Source organism: Streptomyces hyderabadensis (assembly GCF_020404845.1).
Classification (GTDB): Bacteria; Actinomycetota; Actinomycetes; order Streptomycetales; family Streptomycetaceae; genus Streptomyces; species Streptomyces hyderabadensis.
On record NZ_JAIOJZ010000059.1, the window covers coordinates 1 to 14,407 of the forward strand.

13 protein-coding genes are annotated in these 14,407 nt (G+C 74.8%); 6 read left to right on the top strand and 7 right to left on the bottom strand.

The window, feature by feature from the left end:
* Both K7854_RS31710 and K7854_RS31715 read right to left on the bottom strand, forming a co-directional pair.
* The coding region (locus K7854_RS31710; protein ID WP_226030002.1) for a hypothetical protein at positions 1 to 1,695 on the bottom strand (1,695 nt) is incomplete at its 3' end.
* A gap of 52 nt (positions 1,696 to 1,747) precedes the next feature.
* Complete coding sequence (locus K7854_RS31715; RefSeq protein WP_003977410.1) at positions 1,748 to 1,942, bottom strand: hypothetical protein; 195 nt, start codon at positions 1,940 to 1,942, stop codon at positions 1,748 to 1,750.
* Between the two features lie 201 nt (positions 1,943 to 2,143).
* Between K7854_RS31715 and K7854_RS31720 the strand changes: the two genes are divergently transcribed.
* The 4 genes from K7854_RS31720 to K7854_RS31735 all read left to right on the top strand — a co-directional run bounded on the left by K7854_RS31720 (position 2,144) and on the right by K7854_RS31735 (position 6,780).
* Entirely contained in the window at positions 2,144 to 2,536 is a 393-nt protein-coding gene (locus K7854_RS31720; RefSeq protein ID WP_226030003.1) for an ankyrin repeat domain-containing protein, read from the top strand.
* A gap of 334 nt (positions 2,537 to 2,870) precedes the next feature.
* The gene (locus K7854_RS31725; protein WP_226030004.1) at positions 2,871 to 4,289 is read left to right on the top strand and encodes a HEAT repeat domain-containing protein; all 1,419 of its coding nucleotides are present in this window, start codon (positions 2,871 to 2,873) and stop codon (positions 4,287 to 4,289) included.
* Positions 4,290 to 4,498: 209 nt separating this feature from the next.
* Positions 4,499 to 5,626 (top strand): glycosyltransferase family 4 protein, encoded by a 1,128-nt coding sequence (locus K7854_RS31730; protein WP_226030005.1) that lies wholly within the window; start codon positions 4,499 to 4,501, stop codon positions 5,624 to 5,626.
* A complete protein-coding gene (locus tag K7854_RS31735) occupies positions 5,623 to 6,780 on the top strand; it encodes a glycosyltransferase (protein WP_226030006.1) in 1,158 nt (385 codons plus the stop codon). Before K7854_RS31730 ends, K7854_RS31735 begins: the two co-directional genes overlap by 4 nt.
* 534 nt (positions 6,781 to 7,314) lie before the next feature.
* On the opposite strand, the gene K7854_RS31740 is transcribed toward K7854_RS31735, so the two are convergent.
* The 5 genes from K7854_RS31740 to K7854_RS31760 form a co-directional block, all read right to left on the bottom strand.
* Positions 7,315 to 8,184: a 5-oxoprolinase subunit C family protein gene (locus K7854_RS31740; protein ID WP_226030007.1), complete on the bottom strand. Its 870-nt coding sequence runs from the start codon at positions 8,182 to 8,184 to the stop codon at positions 7,315 to 7,317.
* Complete coding sequence (locus K7854_RS31745) at positions 8,181 to 8,807, bottom strand: 5-oxoprolinase subunit B family protein (RefSeq protein ID WP_226030008.1); 627 nt, start codon at positions 8,805 to 8,807, stop codon at positions 8,181 to 8,183. The genes K7854_RS31740 and K7854_RS31745 overlap by 4 nt, the downstream gene beginning before the upstream one ends.
* A complete protein-coding gene (locus K7854_RS31750; RefSeq protein WP_226030009.1) occupies positions 8,804 to 9,562 on the bottom strand; it encodes a LamB/YcsF family protein in 759 nt (252 codons plus the stop codon). Before K7854_RS31750 ends, K7854_RS31745 begins: the two co-directional genes overlap by 4 nt.
* 64 nt (positions 9,563 to 9,626) lie before the next feature.
* A complete protein-coding gene (locus tag K7854_RS31755; RefSeq protein WP_226030010.1) occupies positions 9,627 to 10,460 on the bottom strand; it encodes a putative hydro-lyase in 834 nt (277 codons plus the stop codon).
* The gene (locus tag K7854_RS31760; RefSeq protein ID WP_226030011.1) at positions 10,457 to 11,779 is read right to left on the bottom strand and encodes an MFS transporter; all 1,323 of its coding nucleotides are present in this window, start codon (positions 11,777 to 11,779) and stop codon (positions 10,457 to 10,459) included. The genes K7854_RS31755 and K7854_RS31760 overlap by 4 nt, the downstream gene beginning before the upstream one ends.
* A 139-nt stretch (positions 11,780 to 11,918) precedes the next feature.
* Here K7854_RS31760 and K7854_RS31765 point away from each other — a divergent pair, with 139 nt between their 5' ends.
* Together K7854_RS31765 and K7854_RS31770 are read left to right on the top strand one after the other, a co-directional pair.
* Positions 11,919 to 12,614: a GntR family transcriptional regulator gene (locus tag K7854_RS31765; protein ID WP_226030012.1), complete on the top strand. Its 696-nt coding sequence runs from the start codon at positions 11,919 to 11,921 to the stop codon at positions 12,612 to 12,614.
* 171 nt (positions 12,615 to 12,785) lie between these two features.
* On the top strand, positions 12,786 to 14,312 hold the full coding sequence (locus K7854_RS31770) for a hypothetical protein (protein ID WP_226030013.1): 1,527 nt from the start codon (positions 12,786 to 12,788) through the stop codon (positions 14,310 to 14,312).
* Positions 14,313 to 14,407 lie beyond the last annotated feature (95 nt).

Genomic DNA, 14,407 nt, shown 5'->3' on the forward strand with positions numbered 1-14,407 from the left:
CCCGGCCGCCGCCTGCTCCACCGGCTCCGGAGCCGGCTTCGGCGTCTCCGCGGTCTCCGCGGGTTCGCTCGCTGCCGCGTCGGCCGGGGCGTCCTTCTTCTCCATGGAGACGGCCTTCGCCTTCGCCTCGGCTGCCGCCTCCGCCTCCGCCTCCGGGGGAAGGGGTGCCTGCTCCCCGTCCGCCGGGGTCGTGCGCGGGGGGAGCAGGTCGAGCACCGCCTGCCGGTGGGCCTCGCTCGTCGCGTCGTCGTAGGGGTCCGGAGTGGCCGGGACCTGGAGCCGGTGCACCGGTCCTGTGCCCAGACGGGCGTACCCGCGGCCGGGCGGCACCTGGTCGAGCGGGGTGGTGTGCGGGGGAGCGCCGAGCGCGTTCGACAACTCGTCCGCGGTGGCCGGGCCGAGCACGACACGCGCACGCGTGTGCTGCCGTACGGCGTCGGTGAGGCTGTCCAGGGCGTCCAGCTGGTCGGCGACGACCACCGTCACGTTCGCGGCCCGGCCGTGCCGCAGCGGGACCTGGAGCAGGGTCTGCGGGTCCCGGCGGCCACCCGTGGTGGCGAGGTGCGTGAACGCGGTCGGACGGTCCAGGAAGACCCACAGCGGGCGCCGGGTGTCGTCCGGCGCCGCCAGGCCCTGCTGACGGGCCCGGTTCACGGAGATCAGCCGCCGTTCCGTCTCGGCTGCGGCCCACTCCAGGCTGGTCAGCGCCCCGGTGAGACCGCACTCCACGGCCAGGACGCCGTCCCGGCCGACCAGGCAGGCGTACTCCCCGGTGCCGCCGCCGTCGACGATCAGCAGGTCGCCGTGGTGCAGCGCCTGGAGGGCGACCGAGCGCAGCAGCGTGGACGTGCCGGTGCCCGGCTGGCCCAGGACCAGCAGGTGGGGCTCGGTCGAGCGGATGCCGGTGCGCCAGACGACCGGCGGCACGTCCCGCTGCTCCACGCCGTGGGTGAGCGGGAGCGTGCGCTGGACCCGGGTCGGATCGGTGAAGCCGAGGACGGTCTCGCCGGGCGCCGTCACGAAACGCTGGGCGGCGATGTCGGTGGGCAGCGCCGCGAGCACGTCGACGCAGAGGTGGTTGGCCTCCTCGTCCCACGTGAAGTGGTACTCCCGCCCCCGGCCGGACTTCGCGGTGAGCAGGTGCTCGATGCGGGCCCGGGACCCGGCCTCCCCGTCGGTGAAGTAGGCGGGATAGCGGATCACCAGGTGGGCGACGCGGCCGTCGTCGTCGAACTCGTACGCCGGGAACGCCGCCTCCCAGGCGCCGCCGTGGGCGTACAGGGGATCGGGGTCCTCCGGGACGGAGAAGTACGGGACGAGCGCCTCGTAGAGGGACTGCAGACGCCTGGTGCGGGTGTCGTCGGTGCCCTCGGGCGCCGCCGGACGGCGGTCCCGGCCCTGCCAGGCTGCCGCCGCCATCAGGGCGATGACGGCGAGCAGCGGGCCGTACGGCACCAGCGCCACGACCAGGACCACCGAGGCCACCAGGAACAGCAGCGCGCCGCGCCGGTCCTTGGGGGTCTCGGTCCATCTGCGCCGCGCGGCCGCGGCCAGTCGGCGCAGACCGCGGGCGATCGTGATCAGCGGCTGGAGGACGTCGGTGGCGCTGTCGGCCGCCGTCCGGGCCAGCTCCCGGCTCCGGGCGAGCTGTGCGCCGCCGTTGCTCAGAATGCGGGGGAGGGGCCGCCGGGCCACTGCTGCCTCCTGGAGGTGCGTACGTGCGGATGTCGGGCGGGGGAGCGGGCCGTCAGAACTTGATGCCGCCGAGGAGGCCCGCCAGGCTCTCGCCGCCCGCCTTGATGCTCGGGGCGATGGCCGTACTCGCGAGATAGAACCCGAACAGTACGGCGACCAGCGCGTGCGAGGCCTTGAGGCCGTCCTTGCGGAAGAAGATGAAGACGACGATGCCGAGCAGGACCACGCCTGAGATCGAGAGGATCATGTGAGTTCTCCTGGTTCACGGGGACAGTCACCATGAGTACTTCCAGGCTCACAGGATGTATCCATACGATAAAAGGTGCAAATGGGGGAAATTCGATCGAATTACCCCGGGTGGCGGAGCGGTCCTTGGTCCGCTCGGGTGCCCCGTGAGCCAGTACCCTGGCGATTCGCCGAATGCACGCAGTGAGAGGTGGTCCAGCCGATGAGTGAAGCCCCCGACCCCGAGGTCGTGGAGCTGGCGACCAGGATCTTCGATCTGGCCCGGCAGGGGCGGACCGAAGAGCTGGTCGCGTACGTGGACGCCGGTGTGCCGGCCGACCTCACCAACGACCGCGGCGACTCCCTCGTCATGCTCGCCGCCTACCACGGGCACGCCGACGCCGTGCGCGCGCTGCTGACCCGTGGCGCCGACGCCGACCGCGTCAACGACCGGGGTCAGACCCCGCTCGCCGGAGCCGCCTTCAAGGGTGAGACGGAAGTGACCAAGGCGCTGCTGGAGGCCGGCGCGGACCCGGCCGCGGGCACCCCGTCGGCCGTCGACACGGCGCGGATGTTCGCCCGGACGGACCTGCTGGAGCTGTTCGGCGTCGAGTGACGCGACGGTGGAGCGGCCTCCGTCCGGGACCGGTCCACCCTTTCTGACCAGGCAAGACACTGGAAACGGGGGAGGCGGTACAGGGCCGCCGAAATTTCGGTCGCGGCAGATGTGACCGCCGGGCCATCATGACGACGTGGTTCACGGACGTGATGGCTGGGCAGGTGTTGCCGCACCGCGCGGGCCGTGACACGGCTCGCAAGGGCCACCGACGAGAGGCAGAGGAACATGGTCTTCAGCAAGCAAGAGACGGCGGGCGCTCCGACGTGTTGGCGCACGGCCAGGTAACGCGTGCTCCCCGGTTGCGTCGACGCTTGATGTGAGGCTGTTTCCCATGTTCGATCCGGTCATAGCGCCCAGCGGTACGCTGCTCGGCCTGCTTCAGCGGGGTCGCGGCGACGGCACGCTGCACGCGCTCACCGCTCCGCGCGCCGAAGCGCTCGCGGCGCTGAACCACTGTGTGCTCCACGACCCCCGCCACGACTGGCAGGTCGAGAACCGCTCCCTCTACTACGCCCGCCTCTACCTCGACCTGAACGGCGAGCTGGACGCGATCGAGGCCCACCTCTTCGACCCCGAGGACGTCCTGGACTCCGACGAGTCGCGCACCGGGCTGGCCCTCGCGGTCCTCGGCCACCTCGCCTCCTACGGCAGGCTGGACGCGCTCCAGCTGCTGCGCCGGTACGCCGCCCACGGGGTCAACTGGGCTTGGGCCCTGGACGAGCTGGCGCTGCGCGACGACGACGCGGGGCTGCGCTCCCTCGCCGCGCCCGTCCTGGCCCGCTTCCCGCGCGACGCCGAGGGCGAGGCCGAGCTGGCCGCCGCGGTGCGGGACGCCTTCGAACCCCGGCCCTGGCGCCTGTGGGCCGACGACCCCCGCGAATCGATCGCCACGCGCGTGCGTGCCGCCCAGGAGACGGGCTGTTTCGACCGCTGGCAGCGGCAGCTGAACTCCACCGGACCGCGGCCCGGCTGGAGCGTGGGCGCCGTGTTCGAGTGGGCCGAGCAGGGCGTCGAGCGGGGCACCCCGCTCCACGTGCCGGCCGCGCGCTGCCTCACGGCCGTCGCGGGGCCCGAGGACCGGCCCGAGATCGTCGAGGCCGCCCGGTCGGGCACCGAGGGCGCCCGCTGCACCGCCCTGCGCTATCTCGCCGACAGCAACGACCCGGACGTCCTCGACCTGATCGAGGGCGCCGTGGCCACGGGCTCGACGCCGGTCGTGGAGGCCGCCGTCGCCGCCTACGAGCGCATGCGCAGCCTCGCCGCCGTCGACCGGGCCCGCGGCTGGGTGCACCGGCCCGACGCGCTGGGGGCCGCCGCCGGACGGGTGCTCGCCTGCCGGGGCGCCGCCCAGGACCGCGATCTCGTGCTCGCCGCACTCCGGGAGGCGGTACGCGGCGAAGGCCCCGACGCGCCGACCCTGTGGACCCTCGTCGACGGCACCGGCCGGCTCGGCATCGCCTGCGCCGCGCCCGTACTGCGCCACGTCTACCGCGAAACCGCCTCCTCCCACCTGCGCGGCCGGGCCGCCCGCGCGCTGGCCGCCACCGACCCGTCCTTCGCGGCGGGCTTCGCCATCGAGTGCCTGTGGGACTGCGAGGAGACCACCCGCGAACTCGCCGCCCGCCATGCCGAGACCGGCGACAACCGCGTCGTCGAACGGCTGCGCAGGCTCGCCACCGACCCGGCCGAGGAGGACGAGGTCCAGACGGCGGTCCGCAGCCGCTTCGGACCGGACGCGCCCACCGTGTGAGCACCCCGGACGCCGGCGCGGCGGGGAGCCGCGCCGGCCCCGCGGCCGCGTCCCGGAGCCGCCCGGGGTGAACGGCGGATGGACCGCGGCTCAGCCGGGCATGGCCGTGACCAGGACCGCCGGGTGGGCGGGGCAACGCTCACGGGACGTTCCTCGGCCGGAAAGATCGACGTTGACGCGAGCACGTCCAGTCCGGCGACAACACCGGTATGCGTGTCGTCATCGTGACCGAATCCTTTCCCCCCGATGTCAACGGCGTCGCCCACTGCGCGCTCCAGACCGCCCGGCACCTGGTGGGCCGCGGTCACGACTGCGTCGTCGTCGCGCCGGCCACCTCCGCCGCCGACGAGGCGGACGCGTACGCCCCCTGCCGCGTCGTCCGGATCCCCTCCCTCCCGCTCCCCGGTTACCCGCAGGTCCGCGTCGCCCTGCCCAGCCGGCGGGTCGCCGCCGCGATCGCCGAGCACCGCGCCGACCTGGTCCACCTGGCGGGACCCTTCGTCCTCGGCGTGCGGGGCATGGCCGCCGCCGCCCGGCTCGGCGTCCCGGCCGTGGCCGTCTACCAGACCGACCTCGCCGGCTACGCCCGTACGTACATGGGGGCGGGGGAGGCGGCCGCCTGGCGGCGCATCCGCTCCGTGCACGCCGCCGCCGACCTCACCCTCGCCCCGTCCAGCGCGGCCCTGCGCGACCTGGAGGCGCACGGTGTGCCCCGGGTCGGGCTGTGGCCGCGCGGCGTGGACACCGTCCGCTTCCGGCCGGACCGGCGGGACGAGACGCTGCGCCGCGCCCTCGCCCCGAACGGCGAGCTGATCGTCGGCTACGTCGGCCGTCTCGCCCCCGAGAAGCAGGTCGAACTGCTGTCCGGCACCTGCGCCCTGGACGGCGTACGCGTCGTGGTCGTCGGCGACGGACCCAGCCGCCCCGGTCTGGAGCAGACGCTGCCGGGCGCCGTCTTCCTCGGCCGCCGCACCGGCGACGAACTCGCCCGGGTCTTCGCCTCACTGGACGTCTTCGTGCACACCGGTCCCTTCGAGACGTTCTGCCAGACCGTGCAGGAGGCCATGGCGAGCGGGGTGCCCGTCGTCGCGCCCGCGGCGGGCGGACCCCTGGACCTCGTGGCCCACGGGCGCACCGGGCTGCTGGTGCCGCCGCGCGACGCCGCCGCCGTACGGGACGCCGTGTGGGCGCTGTCCGCGGACCCCGGGCTGCGGGGCGCCTTCGGTGCGGCGGGGAGGGCCGCCGTGGAGGGGCGCACCTGGGCGGCGGTCGGCGACCGGTTGATCGGGCACTACACGGACGTGCTCGCCTCCCGGAAGGCGGTGCTGGCGGCATGAGCGGGCTGCGGATCGTCCGGCTCGCCAACTTCGTCGCCCCCGCGTCCGGCGGACTGCGCACCGCGCTGCGCGAACTGGGCAGGGGGTACCGCGCGGCCGGACACGACCCGGTACTCGTCGTCCCCGGCCGGCACGCCGACGACCGCGAGACCGGGCAGGGCCGGGTGATCACCCTCCCCGGGCCCCTGCTGCCGGGTACCGGCGGCTACCGGGTCCTGACCGACAGGCGGCGGGTGGCCGCCCTGCTGGAGGAGCTGGCTCCCGACCGCCTGGAGGTGTCCGACCGCACCACCCTGCGGTGGACCGGCCGGTGGGCCCGGCGGGCCCGGGTACCGGCCGTGATGGTCTCCCACGAGACCACCGACGGCGTACTGCGCACCTGGGGCCTGCCCGACGGCGCCGCCCGGCGTGCCGCCGACGCCCTCAACGTCCGTACGGCGCACGCCTACGCGCGCGTGGTGTGCACCACGGAGTTCGCCGAGCGGGAGTTCGTCCGCATCGGGGCCCGCAACGTCGTACGGGCCCCGCTCGGCGTCGACCTCACCGGACGGCACCCCGCGCTGCGCGACCCCGCGACCAGGGCCGGGTACGCGCGCGCGGACGAGACGCTGCTGGTGATGTGCTCCCGGCTGTCCGTGGAGAAGCGGCCCGGCACGGCGCTCGACACGCTGGCGGAGCTCCGGCGGCGCGGCGGGCGGGCGGTGCTGGTGGTGGCCGGGGACGGACCGCTGCGCCCGCGGCTCGAACAGCGGGCTCGGGCCGAGCGGCTGCCGGTGACCTTCCTCGGCCACGTCGCCGATCCCCGGCTGCTCGGCGCCCTCCAGGCCTGCGCCGACGTGTGTCTGGCCCCCGGACCGGCCGAGACCTTCGGGCTCGCCGCACTGGAGGCGATGGCCTGCGGCACGCCCGTGGTGGCGAGCGCGTCCTCGGCGCTCCCGGAGGTGATCGGCATGGCCGGGGCCGTCGCCGCCGATCACGGGGAGGCTTTCGCGGACGCCGTGGAACGGCTCCTGGCACGCCGGGAGCCGGACCGGCGGGCGGCCGCACGCGCGCGTGCGGAGTGCTTCGGCTGGAACACGGCCGTCGAGGCGTTCCTGGCCGCCCACGACGCACCCCTCCCGACCCGCCCCGCACTGCCGGAGGGCGTGCCCTGAGCCGAGTCCGCCGGACGGCCCGGCAACCGGGGGTCCGCTGTGGATCGGGTGTGGTGCTGTCCGGTGTCGGGTCCTGGGCCAGGCGCTGGACGCGCTGGGCCGCGATGGGCGCCTACTGCGGGAGGGCATGTGCTGGGCCGTGTTCGCTGGGCGGCCTGGCAATCGGGTGGGGTGGGTCCGCTGTGGATCGGGCGTGGTGCTGTCCGGCGTCGGGTCCTGTGCGGGGCGCTGCGGTGGGGCGCGTACTGCGGGAGGGTGTGTGCTGGGCCGTGTTCGCTGGGTGGCTCGGCAACCGGGTGGGGTGGGATCGCCGTGGCCGGGTGCGGTGCTGTCCGGCGTCGGGGACCGCGCGGCGCCGGACTCGGACCGTGGCCGCGCCGCTCGCCGACGAGGTGCCGCGTGTCCGCCCAGTGCGGCCCGGCCGCGACGCACTCGGTGCTCACCGCGCGGCCGACGGCACGGCGTGCCGACGCGGGTCGGTCCGGGCGCCCAGCACCAGGGCGGCCCCGGCCGTGCCCACCCCGGCGGGCCGGGTCAGCGGGCGCGTGCCGCCACGAAGCGGACCGGTGTGCCCGGCGCCGCCTGGGCCGCCGCCGGGAGATCGGTGGTGCGCACGACACCGATCACCGGGTAGCCGCCGGTCGTCGGGTGGTCGGCCAGGAAGACCACGGGCCGCCCGTCCGGGGGCACCTGCACCGCGCCCAGCACCGTGCCCTCGCTGGGGAGTTCGCCCGGGCGGGCGCGTTCCAGCGCGGGCCCGTCCACGCGCAGACCGATGCGGTTGCTCGCGGACGACACCCGGTACGTGCGCGAGGTGAACGCCCGTACCGCCTCCGGCGTGAACCAGTCGGCGCGCGGTCCCGGCGTCACCCGCAGGACCAGCTCCGCCGGGGGCGCCGGTAGCGGAGCGACGTCCACGCGCGCGTGCTGCCCGCCAGGTCGTCCCAGGGGAAGCACCGTGCCGTCCGCGAGGGGCGGTGGGCCGAGGCCGGACAGCAGGTCGGTGGAGCGGCTGCCGAGGACCGGCTCGACGAGGACACCGCCGCAGACGGCCACATAGGAGCGCACCCCGGAGTCGGCCGCCCCGACGTCGAGCAGCGCACCGGCCGGTACGCGGACCGCGGCGGCCCAGGGCACCGGTCGCCAGTCCACCGTCACCCGGCAGGGGGCGCCGCCGACCGCGACCGTCACCGCGCACCGCGGGCGCAGGGCGCAGCCGGTGAGCGTGGTCTCCAGGACGGCGGCCCCGGGCGAATTGCCCACCAGCCGGTTGACCAGCGCCGCCGCGGGCGCGTCGAGCGCCCCGGAACGCGGGACGCCGAGATGGGCGTGGCCCGGCCGGCCCCGGTCCTGCACGGTCGTCAGCGCCCCGGCGCGGACGACGGCGAGCGCACGGTCCGTCATGAACCCCCCTGGTGCCCGCGGGGGACGAACCGCACGCGCGTGCCGGGCGACAGCAGCGCAGCCGGCACCCTCCGGTGGTCCCACAGCACGGCGTCCGTGGAGCCGATCAGCTGCCAGCCGCCGGGCGACGAGCGCGGGTACACGCCCGTGTACGGCCCCGCCAGCGCTACCGAACCGGCCGGGACGGCGGTGCGCGGGGTGTCCCGGCGCGGCACGTCGTAGCGCCCCGGGAGGCCGGTCAGATAGCCGAAGCCCGGTGCGAACCCGCAGAAGGCGACCCGGAATTCGGTGCCCGCGTGCACCCGCGCCACCTCGTCCGCCGCGACGCCCCAGTGCGCGGCCACGTCGGCCAGGTCCGGGCCGTCGTAGCGGACCGGGATCTCGACGACGTGCCCCGCGCGCGGGGGAGCCGGCGGCACCTCGGCGGCCGTCAGTTCGGCCGCCAGCCCGAGCGGGTCGGCGAGGCCGTCGAGGAGGACGGTGCGCGCCGCCGGGACGATCTCCCGGGCCGCGAGCGTGCCCTCCGCGCGGCGGCGCAACAGCTCCGCGTGCCACGCCTCGGCCTCCTCGCCCGAGGACACCTCGACGAGCAGGGCGTCGTCGCCGACCCGCAGGACGTTCACGAGAACGCCTCCACCCGGACGCCCGCCGCCTCCAGCCGCTCCCGGACCCGGCGCGCCAGCCCCACCGCCCCCGGCGTGTCGCCGTGCACGCACAGGGAACGCGCCCGGACCCCGACCGCCGCCCCCGAACGGGCGGTCACCGTGCCGGAGCGGGCCAGCCGCACCGCGCGTGCCACGACGGCGTCCGGGTCGGCGATCACGGCGCCCTCCTGCCCGCGCGGCACGAGTGTGCCCCCGTCGGTGTAGGCCCGGTCCGCGAACGCCTCCGGGACGACCGGCAGCCCCGCCCGCCCGGCCCGTTCCAGCAGGCGCGAGCCGGGCAGCCCGAGGACGGGCAGCGCGCCGCCCGCCAGGAGCACCCCGTCGACCACCGCGGCGGCCTGCTCCTCGTCCCCGACCACCCGGTTGTAGAGGGCGCCGTGCGGCTTGACGTACGCCACGCGCGTGCCCGCCGCCCGGGCGAAGACCTCCAGGGCGCCGATCTGGTAGGCCACCTCGGCCGCCAGCTCGGCGGACGGCACGTCCATCGCGCGCCGTCCGAAACCGGCCAGGTCCCGGTAGGAGACCTGGGCGCCGATCCGCACCCCCCGCTCCGCCGCCGTCTCGCACACCCGCCGCATGGTGGCCGGGTCCCCGGCGTGGAAGCCGCAGGCGACGTTGGCACTGGTGACGACCGACAGCAGCCCCTCGTCGTCGGTGAGCCGCCAGCGGCCGAAGCCCTCGCCGAGGTCCGCGTTCAGGTCCATCGGGGTCATGTCCCCAGTGTCTCCGAAGACGCGGGCCGCGGACGGCCCCGGACCGGTGCCGCGGCAGGCGCGATCACGCGACGCGGTACTGCTCGTCACGGGCGTCGGTGAGGAACATCTGCCCCGGCGCGTGGGTGAGCGCGAAGGGCGGCCGGGAGGCCATGACCGCCGCCTGCGGGGTCACGCCGCAGGCCCAGAACACCGGGATGTCGTCCGGCTCGCGGTCCACCGCGTCGCCGAAGTCGGGCCGGTCCAGGTCGGCGATGCCCAGCGCCGACGGGTCGCCGCAGTGCACCGGGCTGCCGTGCACCGCCGGGAGCAGGCTGCTCTCGTGGATCGCCGCCGACAGGTGCGCGGGCGGCACCGGACGCATCGACACCACCATCGGCCCGCGCAGCCGCCCCGCCGGACGGCACTGGCGGGAGGTGACGTACATCGGGACGTTGCGGCCCTGCTCGACGTGGCGGATCGGGACGCCCGCCGAGGCCAGCGCCCACTCGAAGGTGAAGCTGCACCCGATCAGGAACGTCACCAGGTCGTCCCGCCAGTGCTCCAGCACGTCCGTCGGCTCGTCCACCAGCTCGCCGTCCCGCCACACCCGGTAGCGCGGCAGATCGGTGCGCAGGTCCGCGCCGTCGGCGAGCACGGTGGTCCAGGACCCGGCGTCCGTGACGTCGAGCACCGGGCAGGGCTGCGGGTTGCGGGTGCAGAACAGCAGCATGTCGTAGGCCCAGTCGGCGGGTACCGAGATCAGATTGGCCTGGGTGTGACCGGCGGCGACCCCGGCCGTGGGGCCGGTCAGCCCGTTGCGGAAGCGGGCGCGGGCCCTTTTCGGGCTCCACGCGTGCGCGTGCTCGTCGACCAGGGCGAGCGGTCGGTCCCCGGTCGCGGGGTGCGGGCGGTTCATGCCAGTTCCTTTCCACGCGTCTCCGGCAGGCCCAGCAGGGCCAGTGCCGCGATGCCGTAGCCGATGGCGCCGAAGACCAGCGCGCCGCCCACGCCCCAGCTGTCGGCGAGGAAGCCGACCGTGGTGGGGAAGACGGCGCCCACGGCGCGCCCCGTGTTGTACGTGAAGCCCTGGCCCGCGCCCCGCACCGCGGTCGGGTACAGCTCGCTCAGGTACGAGCCGAACCCGCTGAAGATGGCCGACATGCAGAAGCCGAGCGGGAAACCCAGTACCAGGAGCAGGGTGTTGGCGCCGCTGGGAATGTTCGCGTACGCCAGGATGCAGACCGCCGACAGCAGCGCGAAGAGCCAGATGTTGCGCCTGCGGCCCAGCACGTCGGTGAGCACGCCGCCGGTGAGGTAGCCCAGGAAGGCGCCCGAGATGAGGAACGTCAGATAGCCGCCGGTGCCGACGACCGACAGGTCGCGCTCGTCCTTCAGATACGTCGGCACCCAGGTGGCGAGGGTGTAGTAGCCGCCCTGGACGCCGGTGGAGAGCAGGCTCGCGTAGAGCGTGACGCGCAACAGCCCCGGTGAGTCCGCCGTGCCCGGCTTGAAGATCGCCGCGAACGAACCCTTGCCGGCCCCCTTCTCCCGGACCTCGGCGGCCCGCGGGGCGTCCTGGACGCTGCGCCGCACCCACACCACGAGCAGCGCCGGGAGCGCGCCCGTCCAGAACATGATGCGCCAGGCCAGGTCGTCCCCGGCCAGCGAGAACACCAGCGTGTACACGATCACCGCGAGTGCCCAGCCCACGGCCCAGGAGCTCTGGATCGCGCCGAGCGTGCGCCCGCGGTGCCGGGGACTGGCGTACTCGGCGACCAGGATGGCGCCCACCGCCCATTCGCCGCCGAAGCCCAGGCCCTGGAGGGCGCGGAAGACCAGCAGCGTCTCGTAGTTGGGCGCGAAGCCGCAGGCCACCGTGAAGACGGCGTAGGTGATCACGGTGAGCAGCAGCGCCCTGACCCGGCCGACGCGGTCGGCCAGCACACCGGCGAGCGCGCCGCCGACCGCCGAGACGACCAGCGTGACCGTCGTGAGCAGACCGGTCTGGCCGCTGTCCAGGCCGAAGTACGCGGACAGCGCGACCATGGTCAGGGGCAGCGTGAAGTAGTCGTAGGAATCGAGGGCGTAGCCGCCGAACGCGCCGCCGAAGGCGCGGCGGCCCCGCGGGCCGAGGGCGCGCAGCCAGCCGAACGGGCCGTCCTGCGCGACGTGTTCGGCCGTGCCGGGCGCACGGCTGTCGGCGGAGAGTGCCGGTGGGGACGGGGGTGTGCTCATGGTGCACCTCGCAGTGGGAGGACGGAGAGTGCGGATCGAGCGGGAACCTGAGGGAACTTGATGGCACCGTAGGGGATCGTTCAACGATCCCTCAATACCCCTGTTGTTTCGTTCTGGTATCTGCGATTGAATTCCGGGCATGGCAGAGCAGTTGACGGGACTGGCCGACGACCGTGCCCTCCTCGGGCGGACCAGCACCGCCGAGCGGGTCTCGGACATCCTCAGGAGCCGGATCGCCGAGGGCTACTTCCCGCCCGGGACCCGGCTCTCGGAGGACAGCATCGGCGGCGCCCTCGGCGTCTCCCGCAACACCCTGCGCGAGTCGTTCCGCCTGCTCACGCACGAACGCCTGCTCGTCCACGAACTGAACCGGGGCGTCTTCGTCCGCGTCCTCACCGTCGAGGACGTCGAGGACATCTACCGCACCCGTTCCCTCGTCGAGTGCGCCGTCGTCCGCGGCCTCGGAGAGCCGCCCTACCCGCTGGACGGACTCGCCGAGGCGGTCGAGGACGGGCGCCGGTCGGCCCGCGAAGGTGACTGGAAAGGCGTGGGTACCGCCAACATCCACTTCCACCGGGAGCTGGTCGCCCTCGCCGGCAGCGAGCGCACCGACGAACTGATGCGCAGCGTCTTCGCCGAACTGCGCCTCGCCTTCCACGTCGTGGACGACCCGCGCCGCCTGCACGAGCCGTACATCGCCCGGAACGCGGAGATCCTCGCCACCCTGGAGAGCGGCGAACGGGAGAAGGCGGCGCGGCTGCTCGCGGTCTACCTGGAGAACTCGCTCAAGCGCGTCGTGGAGGTCTACCTGCGGCGGGTCGGCGACGAGGCGTAGACCCCGGGGCGGTACGGAGGTCGATCACCGTGCCGGAGGGCGACCACACGGTACGGAGGCCGACCGCCGTGCCCGAGGCCGATCACCGTGCCCGAGGGTGACCGCCGCGCCCGAGGGGGGTCATCTGCGTCGTTTGGGACGATGTCAGACCGAGGACCTAGTCTGTGCACCGTGACTTCGCCTGCATCGACGGACAGCGTTCCGCCCCAGCTCAGCGCGGGGCCGCGCCCCGCCCCGGGCCCGGCCGCCGACGAGGGGCTGGCGCGGCGGCTGCGCGCGCTCGCCTGCACGGCGCCGCTGCACGACCTCGACGCGCGCAAGGCCAACCTCGCCGGCGAGTACTCGGTGTACGGCATGGCGGAGGTCGCCCTCGCCGCCATCGACCTCGTCACGCTGAACATGGACTTCGACACGGGCGCCGACCACGACCAGATAGTGGCCAGGCTGATCCCGCGCGTCGCCGCCCAGGCACCGCGCCGCCCCGCCGCCGAGCACGAGCGGGTGGCCCGCTGGGTCCTGGAGAACCTGATCAACGTCGGCAGCGTGGACCGCGGCTTCCGCGCGGTGTACGGCACCTTCGGACCCGACGGCACCTATGTGCGCCGCGACTACGACTTCAAGCTGCTCGAAGAGGTCCCCGGCCCCGGCGGCACGGTCTACCTGCGCACCACCGACGAGGCGGTCAACGTGCTGGTGGGCGCCCTGGACACCGACGTCACCAGCGCCCAGATCGCCGCCGAGGTCAAGCTGGAGGTGCTGATCAACCGCGGCCGCCTGGCCGATGCCCAGCTCGCCGCCGAGCAGGCCCGGTACCGGACGGTGCAGTACTCGGAGACCCTGCGCCGCGCCCTGGACGCCACCCGGCGCAACGTCCGCGCGGTGGACTGGCTCAGCGCCGTCCCCGACATGATCGCCGAGGCCCTGGACCACGTCGCCGACCGCTACCGGCACGAGAACGCGATCCTCACCAACATCCGCAAGGCCCGCGACGAGACCGAGGACGCCGAGCACAAGCGCCGCGCCGCCGAGCTGGTCGACATCGTCAAGGACTGTATCCGCCGCCACACCCAGCTCCAGTCCCGCCTCCTGGAAGCCGGCCCGCTCTTCCGCGCCGAACAGGACCGGCAGGCCTTCGCCACCCCCCTGACCACCTCGGGCCTCGACCTGTACGGCCACCTCGTCGCCCCCGTGCTGCCGCTGCCGGTGGAGAGCGCGCTCCGCGTCACCGACGCCTTCTTCGCCCGGGGGACCGGGCTGCGCACGCCCGTCTCCGTCCGGGTCGGCGACCTCGTCGACATACTCCTCACCCCGCCGGTGGAGCGGGAGCACCTGGGCGCCGAGATGCCGGAGCCCGACCTGATCGCCACCCCGGACGACAGCCGCTTCAGCGAGGAGCAGCTCGCCGCGGCCATGGAGCTGCTCGACCTGCCGCACGACGCCCCGCGCCGGCTGTCCGGGCTGCTGGCCGACGCGCGCGCCCGCGACGCGGAACTGCCGTACCTCGTCGCCCTGCTCGCCGTCCACGCGGCCAGCCCACCGGTCGGCACGGCCTACCGCCAGGGCGAGCCGAAGCTGCTGTTCGCCGTCGACGACGGCACCGAGCTGGACGACCCCGAGTTCGGCGGCGCCGACCTCATCGTCGGCACGGCACTGCTGGACGCGGCGGGAATGGCGGCGGACCGGACGGAGGCGGCATGACGACCGGCCCGCACCCCGTCTTCCCGTACCTGTCCCACCACCTCAGCCACCGCCGACCCACCCGACACCGCACTGCAGAGCGCCAGCACAGCGAG

What these genes read in the sequence shown, in the direction of transcription:
- K7854_RS31740 (WP_226030007.1), bottom strand. Translation starts at nt 8,184, where the DNA reads ATGACGGACCGTGCGCTCGCCGTCGTCCGCGCCGGGGCGCTGACGACC.
- K7854_RS31760 (WP_226030011.1), bottom strand. Translation starts at nt 11,779, where the DNA reads ATGAGCACACCCCCGTCCCCACCGGCACTCTCCGCCGACAGCCGTGCG.
- K7854_RS31725 (WP_226030004.1), top strand. Translation starts at nt 2,871, where the DNA reads ATGTTCGATCCGGTCATAGCGCCCAGCGGTACGCTGCTCGGCCTGCTT.
- K7854_RS31765 (WP_226030012.1), top strand. Translation starts at nt 11,919, where the DNA reads ATGGCAGAGCAGTTGACGGGACTGGCCGACGACCGTGCCCTCCTCGGG.
- K7854_RS31715 (WP_003977410.1), bottom strand. Translation starts at nt 1,942, where the DNA reads ATGATCCTCTCGATCTCAGGCGTGGTCCTGCTCGGCATCGTCGTCTTC.
- K7854_RS31750 (WP_226030009.1), bottom strand. Translation starts at nt 9,562, where the DNA reads ATGACCCCGATGGACCTGAACGCGGACCTCGGCGAGGGCTTCGGCCGC.
- K7854_RS31755 (WP_226030010.1), bottom strand. Translation starts at nt 10,460, where the DNA reads ATGAACCGCCCGCACCCCGCGACCGGGGACCGACCGCTCGCCCTGGTC.
- K7854_RS31735 (WP_226030006.1), top strand. Translation starts at nt 5,623, where the DNA reads ATGAGCGGGCTGCGGATCGTCCGGCTCGCCAACTTCGTCGCCCCCGCG.
- K7854_RS31720 (WP_226030003.1), top strand. Translation starts at nt 2,144, where the DNA reads ATGAGTGAAGCCCCCGACCCCGAGGTCGTGGAGCTGGCGACCAGGATC.
- K7854_RS31730 (WP_226030005.1), top strand. Translation starts at nt 4,499, where the DNA reads ATGCGTGTCGTCATCGTGACCGAATCCTTTCCCCCCGATGTCAACGGC.